The following is a 25964-nucleotide window of genomic DNA, read 5'->3' as shown; positions in this document are numbered from 1 at the left end:
ATTAAAGAATTAAAGAATTAAAGAATTAAAACAGTAAATGAATAAAGTTTATAAAAGAGTTAGACTAGAATTAAAAAGTGGATTTGATTGAAGTTAAAGAAGTGTTGGTAAGTAGTAGAAATGATCAACTAGGCAGCGACCTACATTTCCAATCCTGCAAGGATCAGTATTATCAGCGATGAGAGGCTTAGCTTCTGGGTTCGGAATGGGACCAGGCGTTTCCCTCTCTCTATAGCCACCTAGACAATCACATTTAAATACACTGTTTTGTGTACTTAAAAGTAATTGTTCTTAAGTTAGAGTGAGTTTTATGCAATTAATGCATAAAATATCATTGTTAAAGTCAACATAACTAAATAACTACATCAGGTACCTATACACTAAGTAAGGTAGTGAACGAATTGTTATTCTATAAATAGAATGGTAAAAAAGACAAACGTACTATTAGTACTGGTCAGCTAAACAGATTACTCTGCGTACACACCCAGCCTATCAAGCTTGTAGTCTTCAAGCGTACTTCAGGGAGAGTTCATCTTGGAGTTGGCTTCCCGCTTAGATGCTTTCAGCGGTTATCTCATCCATGCGTAGCTACCCAGCGATGCTCTTGGCAGAACAACTGGTGCACCAGTGGCATGTCCAACCCGGTCCTCTCGTACTAGGGTCAGCTCTCCTCAACTCTCCTACGCCCACGGAAGATAGGGACCGAACTGTCTCACGACGTTCTGAACCCAGCTCGCGTACCGCTTTAAATGGCGAACAGCCATACCCTTGGGACCTGCTTCAGCCCCAGGATGCGATGAGCCGACATCGAGGTGCCAAACCTCCCCGTCGATGTGAGCTCTTGGGGGAGATCAGCCTGTTATCCCCGGCGTACCTTTTATCCTTTGAGCGATGGCCCTTCCACACAGAACCACCGGATCACTATGACCGTCTTTCGACTCTGTTTGAGTTGTATCTCTTACAGTCAGTCCGGCTTATGCCATTATACTCTACGAAGGATTTCCAACCCTTCTGAGCCGAACTTTGTAAGCCTCCGTTACTTTTTAGGAGGCGACCGCCCCAGTCAAACTACCCACCAGACATTGTCCTCGCACGAGATAATCGTACGGAGTTAGCTATCAGAATATTCAGGGGTGGTATCTCAAGGATGCCTCCGATACAACTAGCGTCATATCATCAATGGCTCCCACCTATCCTGCACATGAATATCCCAATAGCAATGTCAAGCTATAGTAAAGGTGCACGGGGTCTTTCCGTCTTTCCGCGGGTAGGAGGAATTTTCACCTCCACTACAATTTCACTGGATCCCTGGTTGAGACAGCTCCCATCTCGTTACGCCATTCATGCAGGTCGGTATTTAACCGACAAGGAATTTCGCTACCTTAGGACCGTTATAGTTACGGCCGCCGTTTACTTGTGCTTCATTTCAATGCTTCGCAGAGCTAACAAATCCATTTAACATTCAAGCACCGGGCAGGCGTCACACCCTATACATCCTCTTACGAGTTAGCAGAGTGCTGTGTTTTTGGTAAACAGTCGGGAGGGACACTTTGCTGCGACCCGTCGGCGCTTCATGGAGCAAGTCCATTAACGCTTAGGGCACACCTTATACCGAAGATACGGTGCTAGTTTGCAGAGTTCCTTAACCAGGGTTCATCCACGCGCCTTAGAATACTCATCTCACCCACCTGTGTCGGTTTACGGTACGGGCAACTGCTGTTCTCGTTTAGAGGCTTTTCTCGGCACGACAGTATCATTGATTCAAAGCGCTCTCCGAAGAGATTGCTCTGCCTGTAAGATCTCGGTCTAATGTAAGGCGGATTTGCCTACCTTACAACCTACGTCCTTCGACCCACTATTCCATCAGTGAGCTCAATTAACTCTATGCGTCCCCCCATCACTCAAGCGAACAACAGTCGGTATTGGAATATTAACCAATTTGCCATCGTCTACCCCTCTCGGACTCGACTTAGGTCCCGACTAACCCTACGATGACGAGCATCGCGTAGGAAACCTTGGGTTTACGGCGAAGGGAATTCTCATCCCTTTTATCGCTACTCATGCCTGCATGCTCACTTCCAGCCGCTCCACCACTCCTTGCCGGTATGGCTTCTACGCTGACTGGAACGCTCTCCTACCACTCACATAAATGTGAATCTAGAGCTTCGGTGCTTGTCTTAGCCCCGTTATATTTTCGGCGCAGAATCGCTAGACCAGTGAGCTGTTACGCTTTCTTTAAAAGATGGCTGCTTCTAAGCCAACCTCCTGGTTGTCACAGCAACTCCACATCCTTTTCCACTTAGACAAGACTTTGGGACCTTAGCTGCTAGTCTGGGTTGTTCCCCTCTTGACGACGGATTTTATCACCCACCGCCTGACTCCCGAGGTTACACATGAAGTATTCGGAGTTTGATAGGGTTTGGTACCGCGGTAAGCAGCCCTAGCCCTGTCAGTGCTCTACCCCTTCATGCTACTGCTCGAGGCTATACCTAAATATATTTCGGAGAGAACCAGCTATCACTGAGTTTGATTGGCCTTTCACCCCTATCCACAAGTCATCCCGAGACTTTTCAACGTCAATGGGTTCGGTCCTCCACTGGCTCTTACACCAGCTTCAACCTGCTCATGGATAGATCACTCAGTTTCGGGTCTGCAGCATCTGACTAATTCGCCCTATTAAGACTCGCTTTCGCTACGGCTTCTCGTTCGATTAACCTTGCCAGATACCACAACTCGCAGGCTCATTATGCAAAAGGCAGTCCGTCACACTTATAAATAATAGTGCTCCGAATGATTGTAAGCCATAGGTTTCAGGTTCTATTTCACTCTGCTCACCGCAGTTCTTTTCACCTTTCCCTCACGGTACTTGTTCGCTATCGGTCTAGTAGTAGTATTTAGGGTTGGAGGGTGGTCCCCCCATATTCAGTCAAGATAACACGTGTCCCGACCTACTCATTCCTTAGTCTAGTACCATATAAATGTTTTCGCTTACGGGAATATCACCCTCTTTGTTCACTCTTTCCAAAGTGTTTGGCTAACAAATATATTATCACTAAGTGCCCTAATCCCGTTTCGCTCGCCGCTACTATGGGAATCTCGTTTGATTTCTTTTCCTTCAGGTACTGAGATGTTTCACTTCCCTGAGTTCGCCCTCCCGTAGGAGTAACATGATTCGCACCATGCTGGGTTGCCCCATTCAGAAATCCCCGGATCAAAGCTTCTTGGCAGCTCCCCGAGGCTTATCGCAGCCTAGTACGTCTTTCATCGCCTCTACTAGCCAAGGCATCCACCTATGGCCCTTAATATCTTTTTTATTCTAATTTACTAAAGAAACTTTTTAGCTTACGCTAAAATCACTTCATTAGTTTTGCGTTCACTACCTTACTTAATGTAGGGCAGTATCCTGTTTAATTGTAGTTATTTTAGTTGATATAATTTATAAACTAATCTCTAAATATATTTACATATATCTAGCTATCTTTTTATAACTATATGTTGACTTTAACAATAATAATTTAATGAACATAGACTATAAAGTCTAATTCAAACTCTTGAGTTGAAGAACTTGAATTAAACTTTCTAAATTTTTATCTATATAAATAAGAAATGGTGGAGAATAGCGGGATCGAACCGCTGACCTCCTGCGTGCAAGGCAGGCGCTCTCCCAGCTGAGCTAATTCCCCATTTTCAATTTCAAATGAACAATGATCACTGAAAACTAAGCAAGTAAAAGACTAAAATAACTGTTTCTCTTGTGAGATTTTCTTGTATGTCAATTCAAATGAATGATTGACTCTACTCTAGAAAGGAGGTGATCCAACCGCAGGTTCTCCTACGGTTACCTTGTTACGACTTCACCCCAGTCGCTAATTCCACCGTAAGTGGTAGCCCCCCGAAGGTTAGCTTCCCAATTTCGGGTGAAATCAACTCCCATGGTGTGACGGGCGGTGAGTACAAGACCCGGGAACGTATTCACCGTAGCAATGCTGATCTACGATTACTAGTGATTCCAGCTTCATGCTCTCGAGTTGCAGAGAACAATCCGAACTGAGAGACGCTTTAAGTGATTGGCTCCACCTCGCGGTATTGCAACACTCTGTACGCCCCATTGTAGCACGTGTGTAGCCCTGGCCGTAAGGGCCATGATGACTTGACGTCGTCCTCACCTTCCTCCTCCTTGCGAAGGCAGTCTCCTTAGAGTGCCCAGCTTAACCTGCTGGCAACTAAGGACGAGGGTTGCGCTCGTTGCGGGACTTAACCCAACATCTCACGACACGAGCTGACGACAGCCGTGCAGCACCTGTTTTCAAGCTCCCCGAAGGGCACTCCGCTATCTCTAGCAGATTCTATCAATGTCAAGGCCAGGTAAGGTTTTTCGCGTATCTTCGAATTAAACCACATGCTCCACCACTTGTGCGGGTCCCCGTCTATTCCTTTGAGTTTTAATCTTGCGACCGTACTCCCCAGGCGGAACACTTAATCTGTTAAGTGCATCACCGCAATGACAAGCATCACGACGACTAGTGTTCATCGTTTAGGGCGTGGACTACCAGGGTATCTAATCCTGTTTGCTCCCCACGCTTTCACGCCTTAGCGTCAGTTATGTTCCAGAAGATCGCCTTCGCTTTAGGTATTCCTAGTGATATCTACGGATTTTACCCCTACACCACTAATTCCATCTTCCCCTCCCATACTCTAGGTTGCCAGTTTCAAGTGCAGTTCTACAGTTAAGCTGTAGGATTTCACACCTGACTTGACAACCCGCCTACGCGTCCTTTACGCCCAGTGATTCCGAGTAACGCTTGCACCCTCCGTATTACCGCGGCTGCTGGCACGGAGTTAGCCGGTGCTTATTCATGAGCTACCGTCATTTTCTTGACTCATAAAAGGAGTTTACACACCGAAATGCGTCATCCTCCACGCGGCGTTGCTGCATCAGAGTTTCCTCCATTGTGCAATATTCCTCACTGCTGCCTCCCGTAGGAGTCTGGTCCGTGTCTCAGTACCAGTGTGGCGGATCATCCTCTCAAACCCGCTACCCGTCATTGCCTTGGTAGTCTCTTACACTACCAACTAACTGATGGGATATAGTCTGATCTCAAAGCGAAAAAACATTTCCCTTTACAACTTTTGTTATAAAGGTATATCTAGTATTAATCACCGTTTCCAGTGGCTATCCCAGTCTTTGAGGTACATTAACTATATATTACTCACCCGTGCGCCACTCGTCAGCAAAGTAGCAAGCTACTTCCTGTTACCGTTCGACTTGCATGTGTTAAGCACGCCGCCAGCGTTCACTCTGAGCCAGGATCAAACTCTCCATAATTGGTTTGTTTAATCTTTGCCCAAGATTTAAAAATCATTGGCTTTATGTTGCCATCATGTAATTTAATACTTGATGGACTTTATTGTATAGTATCTATACTATTGGGTATCTCTAAATTAATAGAGACCAAATAGAATAGACGGTTGTTGTTATTTAGTTTTTATAAGTAAACTTACTCGACTTAAATAATAACTAGTTTTAGTTATTAAAGTCTATTTACTTGCTTAGTTTTCAATGATCTCAAACTACCTCTATAAGCCCCTACTCGAAGCTTAGATACCTAAACTTTAGGTCTCTGTGTTTGTGGATGGGAATTATAGGGAAGGATTGCTTAGCGGTTTCTTAAACTATAAAAAGATTTTAAAAAAGATTTTATGTATTACTAAATAACATAAAAAAAATCCGTTAATTATCACTATATAGTTCTCACTATCAAAAGCTATTATAATTTATGTAATATCCCAATAGACTATTCTTATGCACTATATATAGGAGTTAAATTGTTGTTTTACTTATGCTTATTGGATTTATAATAGGAGTCTAAAAATAAGATTATTATGCTTGATTGTTGAATGGGCTATTGAAGTTTCTTAAAACAGTTGCGGAACTTACATTAATCACTGCTTATAGTATGTAGTACATGTTTCGAGTTATATAGAAAAATTTGCTTTTTTTGGGGAGGAAGTGTGTAGTTGTTAAGTTTAGAGCTTAGAAGATTATTTTCTTCTAAGTTCTTTAATACGCGCTGCTTTACCAGCAAGGTCACGAAGATAAAATAGTTTCGCACGACGAACACGACCACGACGAATAACTGTTATCTCGTTTATAGAGTCGCTATATATTGGGAATATTCTCTCAATACCTATGCTGTTGGCACCGATTTTACGTACTGTAATAGTTTGACCAGTACCTTGACCTCTTTTTGCAATACAAACACCCTCATAATTTTGTATACGAGTTTTGTCACCCTCTTTAATTGTTACCGCTAAACGTACAGTATCACCAGCACGAAAATCTGGAATATTTTTTCCAACTACTTGCGCTTTTTCAAAGTTTTCTATGTACTTATTTCTCATAAGATAATTCCTTAATTTTATTTCATAAAATGAAGAAAAACTTCATTTATTTAAAACGATGTCAGAAATAATTCCGCCATCTGCGTTAACACTTGGTTTCCTTCAGCAGGACTCTCATCACACTAATGCAACTGAGTTTTGTGCTTTAAAAGCTGCTCTGGCCTGAAGAATTTAGTCTTACATGTGGACAGAGCTAATTTTAGTGAGCGAATTTTACTGTGATTTCCCTTTAAGTATTCTGATGGAACACTTATGTTTTTATAAATTTCTGGCTTAGAAAAAGATGGTGCTTCTAAAAGTTCTGTTTCAAAACTCTCTACACTTAAAGAGTCACTATTTCCAAGCACTCCATCTACGTTCCTTGAGATAGCATCACAAATAACTAAAGATGGAAGTTCTCCACCAGTTAAAATATAATCACCTATGCTAAAAACTTCATCAGCATATTTCTCAATAACTCTCTCATCAATTCCCTCATATCTTCCACTCACAAAAGCTATATGGGGTTTTTTAGAGAGTCTCTTAGCGTCATTCTGCTTAAAAGATTTTGCCACTGGAGTTAAAAACAGTATATGAACTTCGCTATCCACTCTTTTTAACTCATCTAGCGCATCAAAAAGTGGTTGTGGATTCATAACCATTCCTGCACCACCACCAACTGCGCTATCATCTACTTTATTATGTCTTGAGTCACTAAAATCTCTAGGATTTAAATATTCTACTTCTAAAATCTCTTTTTGAATTGCTCTTTTTAAAATTGAGTCGTTAAAATAACCCTCAACTATATTTTGAAAAAGCGTTACAAAAGTAAATTTCATTATGAAGCTTCTAGTATATCCATAGCACCGATAACAGTTATTATTTTTTCTTTTATATCTGTATTTATTGTAAAAGGTTCCCTAAATGGAATTAAAAAACTTTTTGCAAAGCCACTCTTAACAAGAGTCTCATCAGTTATAACACAGAGATAATTTGTTATGCCCATTCTATCAAGCTCATCTACTATGCCTAAAACTTTCCCATCTTCAACCACACTACAACCCTCGATATCAAACCAGAAATATTCATCCTTTTCTAAGCGGCACTCTTTTCTTGTTCTCTCAATGGTTGTATATAAGTTTTTATTTGTAAGTTTTTTAGCATCTTCTGGGGAGTTGTATCCAACAAATTTAATAAGAGCACGTTCATGATTTATATCACTTAGAGTAAGAGTCTCATTTTCATTGATGAAAAAAGAGACACCTTTTTTAAATTGTTCTGGAAAGTCACTCTTTATATGAAGTTTCATATCGCCGCCTAAACCGACACTCTTGCCGATTGTTGCTATATGAAGTAGTTTATTTGATTGCTTCGACATTTATACGGTAACTCATACCATCTTTAGCTTTACAGCCAGAGATAACAGTCTTGATTGCACCAATCATCTTGCCCTCTTTACCAATCAACTTACCAATGTCAGATTGATTAGCATAGAGAAGAATCTCAGCAGTTTCATCGCCCTCTTTTACTTCAACTCTTACATCATCTGGATAAGATGCTATAAGTTTTGCAAACTGTGCGACAAAATCAGCTATCATAATTAACGACCTGTTATCTTTTTAACACGATCACTCATTTTAGCGCCAACGCTTAACCAGTAATCTAATCTCTCGTTATCAACAACTGTTGTCTTCTCTGCTACCATCGGATTGTGATGTCCTATTAACTCTATCCAGCCACCATCTCTGCGTTTGCGTGAATCTGTTACCGCAATACGGTAAAAAGGTTGTTTTTTTCTTCCCATTCTAGTTAGGCGAATTACTGTTGCCATGTTTTGTCCTTCTCTGCGTAAGTCATATTTCAACTTACTGTATATATTAAATTTTTGCATTTGAATGCAAATTTATAAACTCCTAAAAATTTATAAGTTTGCATTCAATAAAATAGAGCTACTATCTAAAGGCTCCAGCTCCACCCATTTGACCCATCATAGCTTGAAGATCTTTCATTCCATTTTTACCAGAAAATCTCTTTGCCATTTTTCCTGCATTTTTAAACTGTTTTATCATACGATTTATCTCAACTATCTCTAGTCCGCAACCCTTTGCAATTCTTCCCTTTCTGGAATTGTTTAATAAATCTGGGTTTTCTCTCTCTTTCATTGTCATAGAAGAGACCATAGCTTTTATATTTTTCAGCTCACTTGAGTTTTCAAGATCAAAATCTTTAAGGGCTTTGGACATATTTCCCATACCTGGAATCATACCCATTAAAGATTTCATACTACCCATCTTCTTCATACTCTCCATCTGCTCTAAAAAGTCATTGAAGTTAAATTCACCTTTTTTTATTTTTGAAGTAAATTTTTTAGCCTGTTTTTCATCAATTACAGATGAAGTTCTCTCAGCCAATCCCTCTATGTCTCCAAAGCCCATCAAGCGGTTTACAACACGCTCAGGCAAGAACACTTCTAAATCTTCTATCTTCTCGCCACTACCAATAAAACGCAAAGGTACTTGAACTTGAGATGATAATCCAAGAGCTATGCCACCCTTTGAATCGCCATCGTATTTACTAAGAATTACACCATCTATTCCAATTTTTTCTTTAAAAGCAGTTGCTGTTTTTATTGCATCTTGACCAGTCATAGAGTCTGCAACATAGAATATTTCACTAGGATTTGCTGCATATTTAACAGCTTCTAGCTCATCCATAAGTTCATTATCTATTGCTAGGCGGCCAGCTGTATCTATCAAGACTACATCATATATTCCACTATTTGCTTTTTTAAGCGCTGCAGTTACTACTTCAACTGGATTTTTTGTGCTCTCATCTTCATAAAGCTCAACTCCAACCTGCTGTGTTAATTGGCGAAGTTGCTCTACCGCTGCTAAACGCTGTAAGTCAGCTGCTACAACCATCACTTTTTTTTGCTTGTTTTTTAAATAGTTTGCTAATTTTGCTGTTGTTGTAGTTTTTCCAGACCCCTGAAGTCCAGTCATTAGAATAACGGTTGGAGGTTTTGAAGCAAAAACAAAACCTCTGTTTCCGCCAATCTCTAAGAGTTCATAAAGAGCATTTCGCAAAGCTTCTAAAAATTGATCTTTTCCGATACCATTTTTCTTAGTCTCTATTTGAACTTTAAATATTAAATCTTTTACAACTTTATGGTTTACATCAGCCCTTAAGAGAGATTTTTTAAGCTCGTCAAGAGCCTTGGTGAGGGCTTTATCATCATCGTTAAAACGAATTTTTTTAATAGCATTTGTAAATGAATCTGTTAGTATATCAAACATTTGACCCTCTCCTTTTCAATTATTATTTGGATGTAAAAAGTTGCGAATTGTATCTGAGAGTTACTTTAAGTTTGCTTTTATTATATTTTTATTATATTTTTAGCTAGGAATTTATTGAGTTGATTTGCAAATTGATGAGCATCTTTTTGATTAAAAGGCTTTGGTCCTTTTGTCATTTCTCCGCTCTCTCTTATCTTTTCCATTAAATTTCTCATGGCTAAATAGTGTTTTATATTATCAACACTATAAAGCTCACCTCTATGATCAATTGCATGTGCCGCTTTACTTATAACTCTATCTGCGAGGGGAATATCTGCGGTAATAACCAAATCGCCCTCTTCTACAAGTTCAACTATATGATTATCCGCTTCATCTGCACCTTGTTCAACTATAAGATATCTAATCAGTTTTGATTTTCCTATCGTTACAGGCTTGTTTGAGACAACAAAAACTTCAAGATTTAGTCTCTGGATTGAGCGGAAAAGAATCGGTTTTAGTGTATTTGGAAAAGCATCACCATCTATAAAAAGCCGCACTGTTTTATTAACTCCAATTTTTTATCTCTTGAGAGTTTTTTTATCTCAAGCTCTCTCTTTGAAGCACTGCTTTTATCTTTATGCTCTTCAAAATATATCATCTCAAGGGGTCTTCTTGTACGCGTATATTTTGCCGCTTTTTGTGAGCTGTTATGCTCATTAAGCCTTCTGCTTAAATCTATGGTTATTCCAGTATATAAAGTATCATCGCTGCACTTTAACATGTAAACAAACCATACTACATGTGGATTATTCAAATGTTAAAAATGTCTTTGGCTCAGGTGCAGTGAACTCCATGCCAAGAAGTCTTACTTTATGTGCATGAAGCATGACTCTTTTTGCACGTCTTCCGCCGTATTGTTCATCACCAACTATTGGATGTTCTATATATCTTAAATGAACTCTTATCTGATGCGTTCTTCCATGATGAATTATACATTTTACTTTAGTCTTGTTTGCACTCACTAAATCAGGAAAAACCTCTGTTCTTGCTGGTTTTCCTTTAGATGAAACATTTGAAGATGCACGGTTGTTTTTCTTAGTTGTAAGGATTGGTCTATCGATATCAACAGGTTCGCTAAGTATTCCTTCTATCCACGCAATATACTCCTTATAGACTCTATCTTTTTTAAACTCTTGTATCGCTTTTTCTCTAAACTCTTCATTTTTAACAAGCATCAAAACTCCGCTTGTCTCTTTGTCAAGTCTATGTAAAAGCACTGCTGGCTTAAACTGTCTCTCAATCTCATCTGAATTTACATGTGCTGGCTTATCAACTACAACCAAATCATCATTTTCAAAGATTGGTCTTATTTTCTCTACTTTTTCAACTTTGAAGAGAGTTTTTGTATCGATATCTCCACGTGCAATCATCACTTTTTTGTTCGCAGCATATACTAAACCGCGATCTATCATAGACTTTGCTTCTGAGTTTGAGATCCCCTCTTGCGCTGCTAAGAGTTTATACGCTTTTTCTGTAGCCATAATTTTATTCCTTAATTTTTTAATATTCTATCAATTACAGGTTTTAAATCTGTTTTTTCTTCAACCATACTTGGTGGCAAATCTCTTGAAGCCATAAGTGCTTTATGAATCTCTGATGGCTCAACATACTGAACATGATAAACATACTTAAATAGTTCACTTTGATGAAAAAAATGTTTGCCAGTAATTATTTTGCACCCAAAATAGGCAGGTTCTAGTGGATTGTGTCCACCTATATCTTTCCTAAACGCACCGCCTAAAATTGCTATATCGCTTATCGCATATATATTGTTAAGCTCTCCCATAGCATCTACAAGAACCATGTCCGTATCAAACTCTTTATCATTTGAGAATCTACTTAACGTAAGAGAATTTTTATCGCAATATCTTCGCATCAGTTCAAAAACAGCTTGAAATCTCTCAGGATGTCTTGGAACCATAAAGAGTTTCGCATCACTCTGCTTTTTATACTCTACAAATGACTTTAAGATACTCTCTTCTTCACCTTCATGAGTGCTTCCAGCCGTTATAACCTCAACTTTTGGTTTTTTGTACTCTTTTGTTTTAGAGATATTTGCTGAGAGTTTTATATTTCCAATTACTTCTATATTTTTAGCACCAAGTGCTAAGAAGCGGTTTTTATCTACTTGGCTCTGCGCATAAATTATCTCTACATGTGAGAGTAATTTTTTATAAAACCATGCAAATTGGAGATATTTTTTCGCACTTTTTTCGGAAATACGAGCATTTAAGAGTATAACTCTCGCACCCTTTGCTTTCGCAACGCTAAAGAGTAAAAACCAAAATTCAGCTTCTAATACAATTAAAAAATCCTGTCTCTTAATCCAAAATGGCAAAAACATCTCATATGGAAGATATCTAACATCAACACTATATCTTAAGGCTTCTACTTGACCTGTTTGAGTAATGGTTGTTATTTTTATATCACAACCACTTAAGAGGTCTAAAACTGGTTTTAACGCTCTTGCTTCTCCAAGTGAGCATGCATGAAACCAGATACCACCACTGCTTTTAAATTTTGGATTTTTAAAGAGAAAAAAACGAGCAGGAATTGATTCTTTATATTTTTGTTTAAAAGAGAGATATACCAAAAGCGGCAGTGCTATAAGATAGAGCACTACACTTAGGATAAAATAGAGAAGTGTAAACGGCCTCAAGCCTATTCTTTATCAGTTTCCACATAGAGAATACGACCACAATGTGGACATGTAGTAATCTCTTCAGCTTTTATAACATCTGCATAAACTTTGTCACTTATGTGCATATGACAACCCATACAAGCTTGTTCTTCTACTGGTACTACTGTTGAATTTTTAGCCCATCTACGAATTTTTTGATAAAATGCAAGTCCTTTTTGATTCATCTCAGAAATCAACTTCTCTTTTTTTACAAAAACATCTTGACGAGATTTGTTAATCACTTCTAATTTTTCATCAACTTCGGCTTTAATTGATGCTAAATTCGCATCTAACTCTTCCAAAACTTTTTTTGCTGATTCAATTTGAGATGTTTTTAAGTCAATAATTCTCTCAAGTCTCTCAATCTCTTCATTTGCAAAAGTAACTTGCTCTTTTGCTATCTCTTCTTCAAGTTGAAGAGATTTCATTTCACGCTCAGTCTTTACTTCATTGCTTTTTTTAGAGTTATCGGCTAGTTTTTGAGAGAGTTCACCAAGATGAATTTCGTTCTTTTTCTTCTTTATCTCTTCGTCTCTAATCTCATTACCTAAGCTCTCAATATCAGAATCAATACTTTTTTTCTTTGCAAGTGCTGCTTCAAATTTATAGTTAGCTTCCTCAATTTGCGGTTCAAAAGCATCAATAGCTTTGTCTATATGTGATAGGTCAATTAGCTGTCTAAGATGTAAGTTCATTAATCTCCTTTTGGATTAAATAGTTGTGCCGATTTTCTTAAATATAAGTAAAAGGGTTTTTTGATGATGAAATTATAGCTTCTAAACCTAAATTTTTCAAATGTTTAAATAAAATATCTGCAAAAAATCTCTCGCTCTCAAAATGTCCGATATCTATCATAGACAAATTTATGCTCTTTGCTTCCATCGCATCGTGATATTTTATATCTCCTGTTAAAAAACAGTCCGCTTTAATTGACTTTATCAAAGAGCTACCAGAGCCTGTCGTCAGAGCCACTCTTTTTACTCTTTGTGAACTCTTTACGCATTTTGCATGTGGAAGCGAAAAAGCAGATGCTACTTTTAGTGCAAAAAAATCAAAATCCTCATCAATATCAAGATATGCCACAAAGCCATCTTTTTGGGCTATTTTATACCCAAGTATCTCTGTAGCTACATATTCGTTTAGATGTGTTTGATCAAAATTTGTATGCATCGATATATTTGATATATTTTTTTGTATCATTTTTTGGAGCAAATTTGCTGGATATTTGTTAAATTCCAACTGTTTTAGTCCACCAAAAATAATAGGATGGTGAGTTATAAGAAGAGTTCCCTCTTCCATGGAGTCAATAAGTGATTCATCAACATCAATGCTTAGAACTATTTTTTTCACATCTTGATTAAAGTCTCCAACTAAAAGACCTGAATTGTCCCATTTTTCTTGAAGTTCAAAAGGCGAGAGGCTATCTAAAAAATCGTATATTTGAGATATTTTCATCCTGCCTTCTCTAGTTTTTCTAGCTCTTCTTTAGCTTCTGCAAAATCTGCATCTATCTCAAGAGCCTTCTTGTACATCTCTTTTGCCTCATCTATATGTTTCATATCTACTAAAAGATTTCCATAGTTGTAGTATGTTATTGGGTTTTTATTATCTATTGACAAAGATGCGTTTAGATGCATTTTAGCAGAGACAAACTCCTCTTTTAATCTATAAATAGATGCGATTGAGTTATGAATAAACTCATTTTCTCTATCTCCCTCAAGAGCTTTTTTATAACACTCAAGAGCTTCATCTTCTCTTTTTAGTTGCTGTAAAATATATCCCATTTTAAAAAGAGTTTCACTACTTTGTGCAACTTTTGAGTTTGCTTCATTAAATAAATCGTATGCTTTTTGTAAATCTCCCGTTTCAAATGCCTCTTCAGCCTTTTGAACTAGAAACTCAGGATCAAAAGATGATGGAGTACGCGGTTCTTCATTGTGTGGTTGTAAATCTTTTAAACCTTGTATATGTTCATAAACTTTAAATGCAAAAAAAGCAGAAGCCCCTAGCATCAGCAGCTGAAATAGTGTCATTTTTTATTCCTTTTATAGTAGTAAATTTTTATTTATAAGTGTCATAAAATGGAGTGGATCAACTTGTTTTCCACCAACTCTTACACCAAAGTGAAGATGAGGACCACTCACTCTTCCGCTATCTCCTGAGAGCCCTAGTAGTTCGCCTTTTTTAACTCTCTGCCCCTCTTTTACATCAAAGCGGCTCATGTGGAAGTAACATGTATAGATTCCATCTCCATGGTTTATCAAAATAGACATACCTGAATAAAATCTATCTTTAGCTAAAGCAACTTCTCCATCATTTGCAGCAATAATTGGTGTTCCAATAGAGGCTCTAAAATCAGTTCCTCCATGATAGCCTTTAAGCGTGTTGTTGTAAACTCTAGCCTTCCCAAAATCGCTTGTAATTTTACTCTCAAGTGGAACGACAAAGTTTGATGTGAGCATACTCTTTGGTGTTGAAGTGTTGTATATCTTCATCGCCTCTGCATACTCTTTTTCACTTCTTGCTTTATCTTTTTTGCTAAGCGTTACCTTCGAGCTATCAACCTGAAGTGCCTCTTTCTCATACTTTGCCTCTTTTATATCCAAAACAACTACTTTACTCTTCTCTTTACCACTATCTTTATAGAAAATCTCTATATTTTTTTTAGCTATTTTCTCTTCATAATCAATTGGAATGAGGAGATAAAATTTTTCACTCTTTTTTGGATGCGCTAAAATTTTATATTTTTTATCATCAAAAAGTGCCTCTTCATAAAGTATGTTTTTCTCTTTTTTAAACTCCAAAAGAGCAACTTTTCCATTTTCTACAATACCGCTTGCAAACTCAACTTCAAATCCAAAAAGAGATGAAACTGACAAAAACAAAATTAAAAGAAAATTCATCAATAATCCTTCATGGAACGCTCCATATCGCGCTTCATATCTTTCTCTTTTAAATCATTTCTTTTATCATGTAACTGTTTACCTTTTGCAATAGCTATCTGAATTTTTACAATATTTCTATCATTAAAATAGAGTTGAAGCGGTACAACAGTGTAGCCATCCTTTTCAACTGCTTTTATCATCTTTTGTATCTGCTTTTTATGCAAAAGAAGTTTTCTGCTTCCACGCTCTTCATGTGCATAGAAGTGATGAGTCGTCTCAAGCCTGCCTATGTGGGCATTAAAAAGAAATGCCTCACCTTGCACAAAGCGGATAAAACTATCTTTCAAGTTTACACGTCCAGCTCTTATAGCTTTTATCTCACTCCCTTTTAAAACCAAACCAGCCTCAAACTTCTCTTCTAAAAAATAGTCAAAATAGGCTTTTTTATTTTTCGCTATATTCTCGCCCATTATATGTTTTCCTTCTCTTTTACTCTAAAAAAACTGCTTCCGCTTCCACTGAAGTAGTATCCATATTTGTAGTGATTTTTCAACTCTTTATAAAGCTGTATTGCTGGCGCAAAAAGATCATTTGCTTCTGCTGCGCTCATAGCGCTTAGAGCATCTTTTGATGATATTTTTTTAAGTCTCTCAACTTCAAATCCATCTACTGGGTTATAAAAATTTTCTCTGTACAAATTGTAAACTTTTGGAGTACTTATCTCAAGCTGTGGCGTAAAGACCTCTATATCCAAGAGCTCCTCTTTAAACTCCTCAACAACCTCTCCAATTCCACTAACATTTGCACTGTTATATCCATAAATGAAAAATGGAACATCTGCGCCAACATGCAAACCAATTAGAGCTAACTCATTTTGGCTAAGTCCCAAATGCAAAACTTCATTACACATCTTTAAAAATGTTGCAGCGTCACTGCTTCCTCCACCAAGTCCTGCAAATGTTGGGATATTTTTAGTTACTTTAACTGCATACTTTTGCATTAGGTTCTCTACATGTAGTCCACTTGCTTCATCTAAAAATTCAAGCAGTGCTCTATATGCTTTGTATATTGTATTTTGTTCCCTTTTACAAGAGAATGAGCCGATTAATTCAAACTCTTCACTACTCTCTTTAGGGACAAAAGAGAGCTCATCATAAAGAGAAGGGACTCTCATAAATCTTGATACTATTTCATGATAATTGCCTCTAGAGCCTTGTATCTTTAAAAAAATATTTACTTTTGCATAAGCTCTATAAAGCTTCATTTTCATACTCTCTTATTTTTTTAAAATAGCACTAAGAGAAGTAATATCTAAGAGATTTATCTCTTTAGAAGCTGCTATATTTGAATCTTTTACATCTTCTAAAAGCTCGCTTCTAACAATAGAGAGATTTTTTGGCGCATCAATGCCAAGTTTTACAACACCTTTTTCTACAGATATAACTTTTATAGTAATATTCTCCCCAATTACAATCGCTTCATCTATTTTTCTTGATAATACTAACATTCAATCCTGCCTAATTCATAATTTACTTTTGCATCTTTTACATGTATGATAGATATGAAACTCCCACTATCAAGCCAATAGAATCCATCACTCTTAATCTCTAAATCATTTAAAGCAAGAACTCTTCCATATTTTAGATTATCACTATCTCCATGATAGAAATTTTGCATCATATTTAGTGATTTTTTTATATCTAAAGGTTTGTGATTATCATATTTAAATCGTCCCTCGCTAAGTCTCTCTAACGCACTCAAACTTCCGTTTTTAACACCTAATCTATTTGCAATTATAAGCCCTAATGAGCGAATATACGTCCCCTCTGAAACTATTGCTTCAAAAGTTACAAATGGGTGGCAATAGCTTACCAGCTTAGTCTCATATATTGTTGAATTTATCTTATTTAGTGAAAACTCTACTCCTGCACGAGCCAAATCATAAGCTCTTTGTCCATTTATCTGCTTTGCACTAAATATTGGCGGCTCATACTCTAAGGAGCCTTCTAGTGATTTTATGGCTTTTAAAACATCAGCTTCATCAAACTCTTCTAATATCTCAACCTCTTCTATCATCTCAGTATCTAAAGTATCGCTTTTTGCACCCAGCCAAAGAGTTGCACGATAAACTTTTGGTGCTTTGGCTAAAAATCTAAAGAGTTTTGTATAACTCCCCATGCCAATAATTAAAACCCCTTTGGCAAATGGGTCAAGAGTTCCAGAGAATCCAGCTTTTTTTGTTTTATACTCTCTCTTTATGCGAGATAGAAAAAGGTTTGAGCCAATACCCGCTGGTTTATATGCGACAAAGAGTCTATTCATAGTCTCTCTACAAATGAAGCCAAAATATCGCGTTTTGTACCTGCAAAATTGATATTTAATTTAAACTCTCGTCCAGACTTGCTAACACCATTTACTCGTCCCGTACCAAATATTTTATGACGAACCAAATCACCTTTTTTAAAGGCTGTATTTTTCTCAACTATTAAAGAGCCCTCACAGAGTCCAGCTTCATTGAAAAATCTGCTCTTTTGCAAATCGCTTCTTCTTCCTTTGTAAAATCTGCTATCTACATGTGAGAGTGTGAGAGTGTCTTTTGCTCTCGTAAAAGATACATATCCAAGACGTCTCTCCTCTTCTAAATCACTTCCATCACCGACAAGAGGTAAAAAGCCCTCTTCAAGCCCGATAATAAATATATGATCAAACTCCAAGCCTTTTGAAGCGTGAATACTCATCATGTAAATACTATCGCCCTCAACTTGATCTTGCTCACTCTGAAGTGTAAGCTCGTTTAAAAACTCATCAAGAGATGCTGATGGAGAATTTTTTATAAAGTCTCTAAAGAGTCCATAGAACTCATCCATATTTAAAACTCTCTCAACCTCATCTGGAAGCCCTTTATAGATATCTTTTAGATGAAAGGTATCTTCTAAAATATCTATAAAATTGTAGGTGCTCTCTTTTGCTGCATTTGCAACACTTCGTATATCTTTTACAAATTTTTTTAGTGTTTTTGCATTTTTGCTCTTAACAAGTGTTTCTAAATCTGTGATAGCAATTTTTTCAATATATTCAAAGATTGATGTCTCATTTGCATGTGCCGCTAACTCTATCTTATCTACACTTGCTTTGCCCATGCCTCTCTTTGGCTTATTAACTATGCGCTTGAATGAAAAATCATCATGAAAATTTGTGATAACACGAAGATAACTTATGAGATCTTTTATCTCTGCTCTATCGTAAAATCTAAGTCCGCCAACTAATTTATACGCAATGCCCGCACGATTTAATCCATCTTCAATTGATCTACTTAAAACATTCACACGATATAAAACTGCTATATCCTCAGCCTTAACTCCAGAATCCAAGAGCTTATTGACTTTTGTAGCTATCTTTCTTGCTTCTTCATTTTCATCGCTAGAGTTCAAAATAGTAATATCTTCACCGCCACCACGTGTTGGAATAAGCTTCTTGCCTAAGCGTGAGCGATTATGCTCAATCAAAGCATTCGCAACTTTTAATATTGGCTCACGAGAGCGGTAATTCTCTTCTAATTTAAAAACAGATGTGCCTATAAAATCCTGATCAAACTCCATGATATTCCTAATATGCGCACCTCGCCATCCATAAATACTCTGATCATCATCTCCAACTACACAGATGTTGTTATGAGTACTACAGAGTTTTTGCAGAAGTTTTAGCTGAAGCTCATTTGTATCTTGATACTCATCTACCATGATGTATCGATACTTATCTGAAGTTGTTCGCGCTAACTCTGGATTTTCATCTAAAAGTTTAAAAGTTAAAGCGATTAAGTCATCAAAATCAACTAAATTATTCTCTAAAAGATAGTTCTCATACTCTTCATAAATCTTTGCAATTTGTTGATAATTAAAAAATTCTGCCTGCTTATAGGCATCATCTGGAGTAAGAAGAGAGTTTTTATATCTTGATATTTCGCTTGCAATCAATGGGGTTGCCAGCTCACTATTTATCTTTTTAATAATTCGTTTTTTATCATCACTATCTATTACTACAAAGTTGTTTTGCCTCCCTAAGAGATGAATGTTAAACTTTAAAAAAAGCAATCCAAACTTATGAAACGTACACAATAAAGGTGGATAAGCAAGATTGCTCATCATGTTAGAAGCACGTTCTCTCATCTCTTTTGCTGCTTTATTAGTAAAAGTAAGAGTTAATGTGTTTGAAGCTGGTATTCCAATACCCTCTATTAGATATGCTAAACGAGAAACAATGGTAGTAGTTTTTCCACTCCCCGCTCCAGCTAAGATTAGGACTGGACCCTCAGTCTGTTTAACTGCATCAGTTTGCGAATTATTTAGTTTTTCAAATATTTTTTCCATACTTCACCACTGCTCTTAATTGATTTAATTTATTATAGCAAAAAAGATATAAATTATTACGAAACCATTGCTTTAATTATAATTTTGGGTTATACTTTCACTTATTATTTAAACTTATAGGAATTATTATGTTAAAAGATTTTGCCAAGTTACAAACCTTTTTAATGGTGATAAAAGAGAAGAGTTTCTCTAAAGCATCTGCGAAGCTAGGTATCTCTCAACCTGCTGTAACTCAACAAATAAAATTTATAGAAGATTATCTTGATACAAAAATTGTAGATAGAAAAAAGAATGGTATTTTACTCACAAAAGAGGGTGAAGAGCTCTTTAGAATTGCCACAAGACTTGAAAAAGCGATATCTGGTAGCGAAAAAGAGATTTTAAAAATAATTAATAAAGATTTTACGTTTGTTATGGGCTCTTCAAATGCAATCGGAAACTATATTCTTCCAAACTACCTAAGTGAAATCAAAAACAGAATAAACAATAATGTTTATATGAACGTCGGTCTTTCTTGTGAAATAATTGATCAGCTTGAAGACAAAAAGATAGATGTTGCACTCATTGAATCTCCTGTTTTTAGAGATGGAATTGTATATAGAGAGTGGGTTTTGGATGAGCTTGTTGTATTTTCAAATCAACCTTTAAAAAAACATCTAACCGCTGAGGATTTACTTGGATTTGATTGGATTTGTAGAGATGAGCACTCTCATACACGCAAACTAACCAGTGAAGCTTTTGATGAGATGGGTGTTCAGTGCAGTAATTTCCATGTGCTAGGTATTTTGGGAAGCCCCACTGCTATTAAAGAGTCAATTTTACATGCAGATCCAAATTCTGAGAGACCAGTTGTATCAGTTATGTCAAAACATGTTATCGCTGCTGAATTAGCAGAGGGAAAACTATTTGATGCAAGGTTGAAAAACTATAAAATAGAGAGAAATTTCTATATTGCCTATTTAAAAGATAGAAAACATGACGCTTTTGTCGATAATGTTGTAAACTATCTTCTTTCTCTAAACAAAGTTTAAACTCTATTTTTTTAAAAATTTAGAGTTTTCTGGATTTGATAAAAAAGATGCCATTGAGTTTTCAACTCCTAGAGTTTCTGCTACTTTAACTTTTTCTATCTCTTTTTTATAATTTGATAAATTTATAAGAAGAGGTGTTTCATCTACAATGATTTGAACAATTGAGTGAAGTGGAACTGTTACTATGCTTCCAAAGTTATCAGAACCAAATCCTGCCTCAAAAATTAAGTTTTCACCTATTATATTTGCTGTTTCAAACGTATAGCCAGCCAAAAAGAAAAGTGTCATTGCTCTAAATTCTGAAGCTATCTCTCTTGGAAGAGGCGGCTCAAATGTAATATTTTCTATTTTGCAAAGAATTCCAAAATGCTCATCTTTTTCAAAAAGATAGATAATCAAACCCTCAACACTCTTTTGCATTAAAGCGGCGAAATCTCTATCTTCTATTATGTTGTCTAACAAAAAAACTCCTTGTTGTTTTTTGTAATTATATCAAAATCTATCATTGCATTCATAAGTGCTACATGTGAAAAATTTTTTAAATCCTTTACATGTATATCTGCTTCATATATTTTATTCTCACTAAGCAGCCTATCTCTTGTGGTGCCTTTGAGAAGCGGTTTAGCTGGTGTAAGCCAATTTTTTGAATCATAAAATGCTATATTTGCTATGGTTGTATCTGTTATGAGCGAATTTTTAACTACTAAAATATCATCACAACTCTCTCTTAGCTCATATAACTCTTCAAGCCTCTCTCTGTTGGTAGATTTTAAATCATATACAATTCTATCATCATAAACCAGCTTTAGAGAGCTAATCTCTCTTTTTTGATACTCATAATACTCTACCTCTATCTTATGAGGATTTATGGATAAATCATACGTTAGACGACATCTATATAGAGTATTTTTTGGAGGATTTACATGTAATGATAAGTTTTGAATCTCTTTTATACCAAAATGTTTCAAGACGCTCTCGTATCTTTTTTGATGAAACGAGAGATGAAAAATCTCTCCATCAACTGCTTTTATAGTCTCAAAGAAAGTTTTACTCATCAAATAGGTCTGTGCTTAAATATCTCTCACCTGTATCGCAAAGAATTGTTAAAAGTGTTTTGCCTTTAAACTCTTCTCTTGAAGCTATTTGCATAATTGCAAAAACATTTGCCCCTGCTGATATACCAACAAGTAATCCCTCATCTTTTGCCAACATCTTTGCAGTTTTTATAGCATCTTCGTTGCTCACTTTGATAATCTCACCATAAACAGTTACATCAAGCGTATCTGGGATAAATCCAGCTCCAATACCTTGAATAGCATGAGGACCTGCGCTCTCTCCAGATAAAACAGCCGAGTTTAAAGGCTCTACTGCAAAGATGGCAATATTTGGAATCTGCTCTTTGAGTACTTTTGATACTCCGCTGAGTGTTCCACCAGTTCCGACCGCTGCTACAAAGGCATCAATACTCTTATCTGTGTCGCGCAAAATTTCTTGTGCTGTTGTTAACATGTGAATCTCTGGGTTAGCTCTATTTTTAAACTGCTGCAAAACTACAGAGTTTGGTATCATACATGAGAGCTCTTCAGACTTAGCGATAGCACCGCTCATGCCAAGTGCAGCTGGAGTAAGTACCAGTTCTGCACCAAAAGCCTTTAAGAGTTTTCTTCTCTCTATACTCATTGACTCTGGCATAGTAAGGATTAGCTTTAAATCAAGTGCTGCACAATTTGCGGCTAGTGCTATACCTGTATTTCCGCTTGTTGGCTCTATAATCGTTGTATCGTGTTTTATTGTTCCATCTTCCATGGCTCTTCTTATCATATTAAAACCGATTCTATCTTTTACTGAACTAGTTGGGTTCATAAACTCGCACTTTGCGATAATATTTGCGCCACTCGCCTTAGAAGCTTTATTTAGCCTAACAAGCGGAGTATTTCCTATAAGTTCTGTTATATTTTTTGCAATCTTCATAAATAGTCTCCAAACACTTTTATGATATGCTACCAAAAAAATTATAAGAAGGTGGTATTATGTACATACACAAAGAGATTAACTCTATCGAATCAATAGCTCAAAAGGCAGGAGAGGGCGTATCTATGAAGATGCTTCTCTCGCCTGATGAGTCGCCAAACTTTGCAATGCGCAACTTTATCATTCAAGCTGGTGGGTTTATGCCACTTCATACAAACAGTGTTGAACATGAGCAGTATGTTTTATCTGGTCGTGCTAAAGTTCAACTAGGGGATAAAACGATAGAAGCAAAAGCAGGAGATATTTTACTTATCCCAGCTGGAGTTTCACATAGTTATAAAACCATCGGTGATGAACCTTACAGCTTTTTATGTCTTGTTCCAAAAGCGCAAGATACTATAACGCTTATATAAAAATTAGATTTTGTACTTTTTTAAAAAAGATGAGTGGCTAGGAAATGTAAGAGCAGATATCTTGTCTGGTTTGGTTGTTGCTCTTGCCCTTGTTCCTGAAGCTATTGCATTTTCTATTATCGCTGGAGTTGATCCAAAAGTTGGACTTTATGCCTCTTTTTGTATAGCCGTTGTTATCTCATTTGTCGGTGGAAGAACTGGAATGATAAGTGCCGCAACTGGAGCTATGGCTCTAGTTATGGTTACTTTAGTAAAAGAGCATGGTCTTGAGTATCTCTTAGCTGCTACACTTCTAACAGGGGTGTTTCAGATAATACTTGCTTATCTTGGTATTGCTAAGTTAATGAGTTTTGTCGCAAGAGCTGTTGTTGTGGGCTTTGTAAATGCTTTGGCTATTCTTATCTTCATGGCGCAACTTCCTGAACTTACAAATGTAACTTGGCATGTATATGCACTAACTGCCGCTGGGCTTGGCATAATTTATCTATTTCCTTACGTCCCTAAAATTGGAAAACTTCTACCATCACCTTTGGTTACAATTGTTGTTTTAACTGTTTTTGTAATTTTTGCTGGTATAGACGTAAGAACAGTTGGCGATATGGGAGACCTTCCAGACACTCTTCCTATCTTTTTATGGCCTAATGTTCCCCTAACCTTTGAGACGCTCCTAATCATTGCTCCTTACGCTTTTGCTCTTAGTATTGTCGGTCTTCTTGAGTCATTTATGACAGCAACTATAATTGATGATATGACAGACACAAAGAGTGATAAAAGAGCAGAAGCAAGAGGTCAAGGAATTGCAAATATAGCGAGTGGCTGTATAGGCGGAATGGCAGGATGCGCAATGATTGGGCAATCTGTTATAAATATAAGCTCTGGTGGGCGAAAGAGATTATCAACATTTGTAGCTGGATTTTTTCTGCTTATCTTAGTAGTTTTTTTAAGTGACATACTAAAACTTATCCCAATGGCAGCACTTGTTGCAGTTATGATAATGGTCTCTATTGGAACATTTGACTGGGGCTCGTTTAAGAGACTCAAAACCTTGCCATTATCTACAAACATAGTTATGCTCTCAACAGTTGTAGTTACTGTTGGTACACACAACTTGGCATTTGGTGTTTTAACAGGTGTCCTTTTAGCATCTCTGTTTTTTGCAAATAAGATTAGCCATTTTATGTATTGCGAGACTTCTCAAGACGAAGATGCTAAAACTTACAAAATAGTCGGGCAAGTTTTTTTTAACAGTGCCGATAGATTTGTAGATTTTTTCGATTTTAAAGAGAAGATTGGCTCTGTTATAATTGATTTAAGAAGAGCTCATTTTTGGGATATTTCGGCAGTTCATGCGCTTGATAAATCTGTCATAAAGTTTAGAAAAGAGGGAGTACATGTAAGAGTCATAGGACAAAGCGATGCAAGTGCAACCATAATCGATAGATTTGCAATACATGACAACCCTCAAGAGATAGAAAAAATCATGGGAGGGCACTAAGAATAATTATCTGAATAACTCATGAAGTGACTCAAAAGCATATTAATCATTATAAATTCATACTTAGCGTACTTTAGTAATCTAAGTATGAATGAAACAGACTAGCTTATCACTACTTTACTTTTTTAACTATTTTTGTAATAAACTGCACAATAACCAAAGTTATAAAACCAATAATAACTCCTAAAATAATATCAGCAACAAACCCACCAAGAGGAATCACTTTTATCATGCTCTCGTATGAGCTTAAAACACCTGTTTCGTGAGTAACTATTCCACCACCAACAGCAAGCATGGCAACCGTTCCTAAAATCCCAATAGCTCTTATAATATATGGCATAGATTTCACAAAACCATCACCAATTTTTTGAACTATTTTGGCGTTTTTCTCTTGAAGATAAAATCCGATATCATCTAGCTTGATAATAAGAGCAACTATTCCATACACAAAAATTGTTGTTAAAATTCCAATAAAGATTAAAACAAAGAGTTTTGTAACAAAGTCTAAGTTCCCTAAGAGGCTCAAAGATATTACAATAATTTCAAAAGATAGAATAAAATCGGTCTTAATGGCGCTTTTTATCTTATTGTTTTCTAGCTCTTCATTTGAGAATTTTTGTGAATCATCATCTACTTTTTCTTCAACTGCATGTTTTGAGAATTTTTCAAAAAGGCTGTGAACTCCCTCATACGCTAAAAAAATCCCGCCTAAGATAAGTATAGGAGCAATCGCCCAAGGGGCAAGGTAACTTAGAAATAAAACAGTAGGAATAATTATAAATTTGTTTATCAAACTCCCCTTTGCAATTTTATAAACAATGGGAAGTTCTCTTTGTGCTGCTTTTCTTTTTGCTTCTAAAATGGCTAGATTTCTCAAATTTTCAAGCTCTTCTAAAATGGTTTTTTTTGAAGCTTCATCAAGGTTATTTATATTTTGCTCAAACTCTTGAGGAGTTCTTGCTTTTTGTAGCTCTCTTTTTAAAATGTCAGAAGTTGTTTCATTTGTAAAATTTGCGATGGCTGCCAAATCATCTATTAATATTCCCGATGATTTTACTCCCGCTAATTTTGTATATGTGGCAATATCATCAAAAAGCAATCCAATATCATCAAGTGACGTTGCCAATGTTTTAGCATTTATAGACATAGTTCTTCCAGCTAGTGAACCAATATCATCAGCTAAAACTGATAAATATCCCAAAAGTCCTGACATATAATCTCCCAAAAGGTTAAAATTTTTTGAATTTTATCATAAGCACAATAACAATAGTGAGTATATCTCTGCTAAGACTCTAAGAATAAAAAATTTTAATATGATTCTCTTAATAGATAAACATTTAATAGTCTAAAGTAAGCTTGAGTGCAAAAAAAGTAAAGAGAGATGAGTGAATTTACGGAAGAAAAAT

Annotated in this window: 26 protein-coding genes, 1 tRNA gene and 3 rRNA genes; 3 read left to right on the top strand and 27 right to left on the bottom strand. The window is 36.5% G+C overall.

The annotated features are described in order from the left end of the window. Window positions 1-127 precede the first annotated feature (127 nt). From rrf to SUDEN_RS02280, 23 genes are all read right to left on the bottom strand, one after another. Window positions 128-243: ribosomal RNA gene (gene rrf, locus SUDEN_RS02390) — 5S ribosomal RNA — on the bottom strand. Between the two features lie 180 nt (window positions 244-423). Further along, window positions 424-3313 (bottom strand): 23S ribosomal RNA (locus SUDEN_RS02385). Window positions 3314-3607: 294 nt separating this feature from the next. After that, a tRNA-Ala gene (locus SUDEN_RS02380) sits at window positions 3608-3683 on the bottom strand. 121 nt (window positions 3684-3804) lie between these two features. Continuing rightward, window positions 3805-5326: ribosomal RNA gene (locus SUDEN_RS02375) — 16S ribosomal RNA — on the bottom strand. Together the 16S, 23S and 5S rRNA genes with 1 tRNA gene alongside form the textbook arrangement of a ribosomal RNA operon. A gap of 716 nt (window positions 5327-6042) precedes the next feature. Continuing rightward, the gene (rplS, locus tag SUDEN_RS02370) at window positions 6043-6402 is read right to left on the bottom strand and encodes a 50S ribosomal protein L19 (RefSeq protein ID WP_011372090.1); all 360 of its coding nucleotides are present in this window, start codon (window positions 6400-6402) and stop codon (window positions 6043-6045) included. 122 nt (window positions 6403-6524) lie between these two features. Further along, the gene (trmD, locus tag SUDEN_RS02365) at window positions 6525-7220 is read right to left on the bottom strand and encodes a tRNA (guanosine(37)-N1)-methyltransferase TrmD (RefSeq protein WP_011372089.1); all 696 of its coding nucleotides are present in this window, start codon (window positions 7218-7220) and stop codon (window positions 6525-6527) included. Next, window positions 7220-7759, bottom strand: coding sequence for a ribosome maturation factor RimM (rimM, locus tag SUDEN_RS02360; RefSeq protein ID WP_011372088.1), 540 nt, complete (start codon window positions 7757-7759; stop codon window positions 7220-7222). The genes trmD and rimM overlap by 1 nt, the downstream gene beginning before the upstream one ends. Next, a complete protein-coding gene (locus SUDEN_RS02355) occupies window positions 7740-7979 on the bottom strand; it encodes a KH domain-containing protein (protein ID WP_011372087.1) in 240 nt (79 codons plus the stop codon). The genes rimM and SUDEN_RS02355 overlap by 20 nt, the downstream gene beginning before the upstream one ends. A gap of 2 nt (window positions 7980-7981) precedes the next feature. Beyond that, window positions 7982-8212, bottom strand: a complete 231-nt coding sequence (gene rpsP / locus SUDEN_RS02350; RefSeq protein ID WP_011372086.1) for a 30S ribosomal protein S16 — start codon at window positions 8210-8212, stop codon at window positions 7982-7984. A 121-nt stretch (window positions 8213-8333) separates the two neighbouring features. Then, window positions 8334-9677, bottom strand: coding sequence for a signal recognition particle protein (gene ffh / locus SUDEN_RS02345; RefSeq protein ID WP_011372085.1), 1344 nt, complete (start codon window positions 9675-9677; stop codon window positions 8334-8336). Between the two features lie 80 nt (window positions 9678-9757). Continuing rightward, entirely contained in the window at window positions 9758-10213 is a 456-nt protein-coding gene (locus tag SUDEN_RS02340) for a YaiI/YqxD family protein (RefSeq protein ID WP_011372084.1), read from the bottom strand. Next, window positions 10198-10437 carry a GIY-YIG nuclease family protein gene (locus tag SUDEN_RS02335; RefSeq protein ID WP_011372083.1) on the bottom strand — a complete coding sequence of 80 codons (240 nt, stop codon included), beginning with the start codon at window positions 10435-10437 and terminating at the stop codon, window positions 10198-10200. The genes SUDEN_RS02340 and SUDEN_RS02335 overlap by 16 nt, the downstream gene beginning before the upstream one ends. Before the next feature lie 25 nt (window positions 10438-10462). After that, a complete protein-coding gene (locus SUDEN_RS02330; protein WP_011372082.1) occupies window positions 10463-11197 on the bottom strand; it encodes a pseudouridine synthase family protein in 735 nt (244 codons plus the stop codon). An 11-nt stretch (window positions 11198-11208) separates the two neighbouring features. After that, window positions 11209-12375, bottom strand: coding sequence for a lipid IV(A) 3-deoxy-D-manno-octulosonic acid transferase (gene waaA / locus SUDEN_RS02325; protein ID WP_041672178.1), 1167 nt, complete (start codon window positions 12373-12375; stop codon window positions 11209-11211). A 2-nt stretch (window positions 12376-12377) separates the two neighbouring features. Continuing rightward, the gene (locus SUDEN_RS02320; protein ID WP_011372080.1) at window positions 12378-13091 is read right to left on the bottom strand and encodes a zinc ribbon domain-containing protein; all 714 of its coding nucleotides are present in this window, start codon (window positions 13089-13091) and stop codon (window positions 12378-12380) included. 37 nt (window positions 13092-13128) lie between these two features. After that, a complete protein-coding gene (locus SUDEN_RS02315; RefSeq protein ID WP_011372079.1) occupies window positions 13129-13851 on the bottom strand; it encodes a Nif3-like dinuclear metal center hexameric protein in 723 nt (240 codons plus the stop codon). Then, window positions 13848-14429 carry a tetratricopeptide repeat protein gene (locus SUDEN_RS02310; RefSeq protein WP_011372078.1) on the bottom strand — a complete coding sequence of 194 codons (582 nt, stop codon included), beginning with the start codon at window positions 14427-14429 and terminating at the stop codon, window positions 13848-13850. Before SUDEN_RS02310 ends, SUDEN_RS02315 begins: the two co-directional genes overlap by 4 nt. A gap of 12 nt (window positions 14430-14441) precedes the next feature. Beyond that, entirely contained in the window at window positions 14442-15299 is an 858-nt protein-coding gene (locus tag SUDEN_RS02305; protein WP_011372077.1) for a M23 family metallopeptidase, read from the bottom strand. Next, complete coding sequence (gene smpB, locus SUDEN_RS02300) at window positions 15299-15751, bottom strand: SsrA-binding protein SmpB (RefSeq protein ID WP_011372076.1); 453 nt, start codon at window positions 15749-15751, stop codon at window positions 15299-15301. Before smpB ends, SUDEN_RS02305 begins: the two co-directional genes overlap by 1 nt. Next, entirely contained in the window at window positions 15751-16551 is an 801-nt protein-coding gene (locus SUDEN_RS02295) for a 4-(cytidine 5'-diphospho)-2-C-methyl-D-erythritol kinase (RefSeq protein ID WP_011372075.1), read from the bottom strand. The genes smpB and SUDEN_RS02295 overlap by 1 nt, the downstream gene beginning before the upstream one ends. A gap of 6 nt (window positions 16552-16557) precedes the next feature. Then, complete coding sequence (csrA, locus tag SUDEN_RS02290; RefSeq protein ID WP_011372074.1) at window positions 16558-16788, bottom strand: carbon storage regulator CsrA; 231 nt, start codon at window positions 16786-16788, stop codon at window positions 16558-16560. Further along, window positions 16782-17603 (bottom strand): tRNA pseudouridine(55) synthase TruB, encoded by an 822-nt coding sequence (gene truB, locus SUDEN_RS02285; protein WP_011372073.1) that lies wholly within the window; start codon window positions 17601-17603, stop codon window positions 16782-16784. Before truB ends, csrA begins: the two co-directional genes overlap by 7 nt. Further along, window positions 17600-19648 (bottom strand): ATP-dependent helicase, encoded by a 2049-nt coding sequence (locus SUDEN_RS02280; RefSeq protein WP_011372072.1) that lies wholly within the window; start codon window positions 19646-19648, stop codon window positions 17600-17602. Before SUDEN_RS02280 ends, truB begins: the two co-directional genes overlap by 4 nt. A gap of 128 nt (window positions 19649-19776) precedes the next feature. Here SUDEN_RS02280 and SUDEN_RS02275 point away from each other — a divergent pair, with 128 nt between their 5' ends. Then, entirely contained in the window at window positions 19777-20679 is a 903-nt protein-coding gene (locus SUDEN_RS02275; protein ID WP_011372071.1) for a LysR family transcriptional regulator, read from the top strand. A 3-nt stretch (window positions 20680-20682) separates the two neighbouring features. Here SUDEN_RS02275 and SUDEN_RS02270 read toward each other — a convergent pair whose 3' ends face one another. From SUDEN_RS02270 to cysK, 3 genes are read right to left on the bottom strand one after another with little or no spacing between them, the layout of a single operon-like run. Beyond that, the gene (locus tag SUDEN_RS02270; protein WP_011372070.1) at window positions 20683-21141 is read right to left on the bottom strand and encodes a hypothetical protein; all 459 of its coding nucleotides are present in this window, start codon (window positions 21139-21141) and stop codon (window positions 20683-20685) included. Further along, window positions 21135-21734, bottom strand: coding sequence for an aminotransferase class IV family protein (locus tag SUDEN_RS02265; RefSeq protein WP_011372069.1), 600 nt, complete (start codon window positions 21732-21734; stop codon window positions 21135-21137). Before SUDEN_RS02265 ends, SUDEN_RS02270 begins: the two co-directional genes overlap by 7 nt. Further along, window positions 21727-22650 carry a cysteine synthase A gene (gene cysK / locus SUDEN_RS02260; protein WP_011372068.1) on the bottom strand — a complete coding sequence of 308 codons (924 nt, stop codon included), beginning with the start codon at window positions 22648-22650 and terminating at the stop codon, window positions 21727-21729. The genes SUDEN_RS02265 and cysK overlap by 8 nt, the downstream gene beginning before the upstream one ends. 59 nt (window positions 22651-22709) lie before the next feature. Between cysK and SUDEN_RS02255 the strand changes: the two genes are divergently transcribed. Both SUDEN_RS02255 and SUDEN_RS02250 read left to right on the top strand, forming a co-directional pair. Continuing rightward, window positions 22710-23063, top strand: a complete 354-nt coding sequence (locus SUDEN_RS02255; RefSeq protein ID WP_011372067.1) for a cupin domain-containing protein — start codon at window positions 22710-22712, stop codon at window positions 23061-23063. Window positions 23064-23073: 10 nt separating this feature from the next. Further along, window positions 23074-24558 carry a SulP family inorganic anion transporter gene (locus tag SUDEN_RS02250; protein ID WP_011372066.1) on the top strand — a complete coding sequence of 495 codons (1485 nt, stop codon included), beginning with the start codon at window positions 23074-23076 and terminating at the stop codon, window positions 24556-24558. A 112-nt stretch (window positions 24559-24670) separates the two neighbouring features. Here the strand turns inward: SUDEN_RS02250 and SUDEN_RS02245 are convergent, their stop codons facing one another. Further along, window positions 24671-25771 (bottom strand): DUF808 family protein, encoded by a 1101-nt coding sequence (locus SUDEN_RS02245; protein ID WP_011372065.1) that lies wholly within the window; start codon window positions 25769-25771, stop codon window positions 24671-24673. Between the last annotated feature and the right edge of the window lie 193 nt (window positions 25772-25964).

Origin of the sequence: Sulfurimonas denitrificans DSM 1251, assembly GCF_000012965.1 — a bacterium.
Taxonomy (GTDB): domain Bacteria; phylum Campylobacterota; class Campylobacteria; order Campylobacterales; family Sulfurimonadaceae; genus Sulfurimonas; species Sulfurimonas denitrificans.
Note: the sequence above shows the minus strand (reverse complement) of the source record. Positions and strands in the feature narration are given on the sequence as shown.

Coding starts and splice junctions, on each gene's coding strand:
- rplS (WP_011372090.1), bottom strand. CDS start 6,402: ATGAGAAATAAGTACATAGAAAACTTTGAAAAAGCGCAAGTAGTTGGA.
- trmD (WP_011372089.1), bottom strand. CDS start 7,220: ATGAAATTTACTTTTGTAACGCTTTTTCAAAATATAGTTGAGGGTTAT.
- rimM (WP_011372088.1), bottom strand. CDS start 7,759: ATGTCGAAGCAATCAAATAAACTACTTCATATAGCAACAATCGGCAAG.
- SUDEN_RS02355 (WP_011372087.1), bottom strand. CDS start 7,979: ATGATAGCTGATTTTGTCGCACAGTTTGCAAAACTTATAGCATCTTAT.
- rpsP (WP_011372086.1), bottom strand. CDS start 8,212: ATGGCAACAGTAATTCGCCTAACTAGAATGGGAAGAAAAAAACAACCT.
- ffh (WP_011372085.1), bottom strand. CDS start 9,677: ATGTTTGATATACTAACAGATTCATTTACAAATGCTATTAAAAAAATT.
- SUDEN_RS02335 (WP_011372083.1), bottom strand. CDS start 10,437: ATGTTAAAGTGCAGCGATGATACTTTATATACTGGAATAACCATAGAT.
- SUDEN_RS02330 (WP_011372082.1), bottom strand. CDS start 11,197: ATGGCTACAGAAAAAGCGTATAAACTCTTAGCAGCGCAAGAGGGGATC.
- SUDEN_RS02320 (WP_011372080.1), bottom strand. CDS start 13,091: ATGAACTTACATCTTAGACAGCTAATTGACCTATCACATATAGACAAA.
- SUDEN_RS02315 (WP_011372079.1), bottom strand. CDS start 13,851: ATGAAAATATCTCAAATATACGATTTTTTAGATAGCCTCTCGCCTTTT.
- SUDEN_RS02310 (WP_011372078.1), bottom strand. CDS start 14,429: ATGACACTATTTCAGCTGCTGATGCTAGGGGCTTCTGCTTTTTTTGCA.
- SUDEN_RS02305 (WP_011372077.1), bottom strand. CDS start 15,299: ATGAATTTTCTTTTAATTTTGTTTTTGTCAGTTTCATCTCTTTTTGGA.
- smpB (WP_011372076.1), bottom strand. CDS start 15,751: ATGGGCGAGAATATAGCGAAAAATAAAAAAGCCTATTTTGACTATTTT.
- SUDEN_RS02295 (WP_011372075.1), bottom strand. CDS start 16,551: ATGAAAATGAAGCTTTATAGAGCTTATGCAAAAGTAAATATTTTTTTA.
- csrA (WP_011372074.1), bottom strand. CDS start 16,788: ATGTTAGTATTATCAAGAAAAATAGATGAAGCGATTGTAATTGGGGAG.
- truB (WP_011372073.1), bottom strand. CDS start 17,603: ATGAATAGACTCTTTGTCGCATATAAACCAGCGGGTATTGGCTCAAAC.
- SUDEN_RS02280 (WP_011372072.1), bottom strand. CDS start 19,648: ATGGAAAAAATATTTGAAAAACTAAATAATTCGCAAACTGATGCAGTT.
- SUDEN_RS02275 (WP_011372071.1), top strand. CDS start 19,777: ATGTTAAAAGATTTTGCCAAGTTACAAACCTTTTTAATGGTGATAAAA.
- SUDEN_RS02265 (WP_011372069.1), bottom strand. CDS start 21,734: ATGAGTAAAACTTTCTTTGAGACTATAAAAGCAGTTGATGGAGAGATT.
- cysK (WP_011372068.1), bottom strand. CDS start 22,650: ATGAAGATTGCAAAAAATATAACAGAACTTATAGGAAATACTCCGCTT.
- SUDEN_RS02255 (WP_011372067.1), top strand. CDS start 22,710: ATGTACATACACAAAGAGATTAACTCTATCGAATCAATAGCTCAAAAG.
- SUDEN_RS02245 (WP_011372065.1), bottom strand. CDS start 25,771: ATGTCAGGACTTTTGGGATATTTATCAGTTTTAGCTGATGATATTGGT.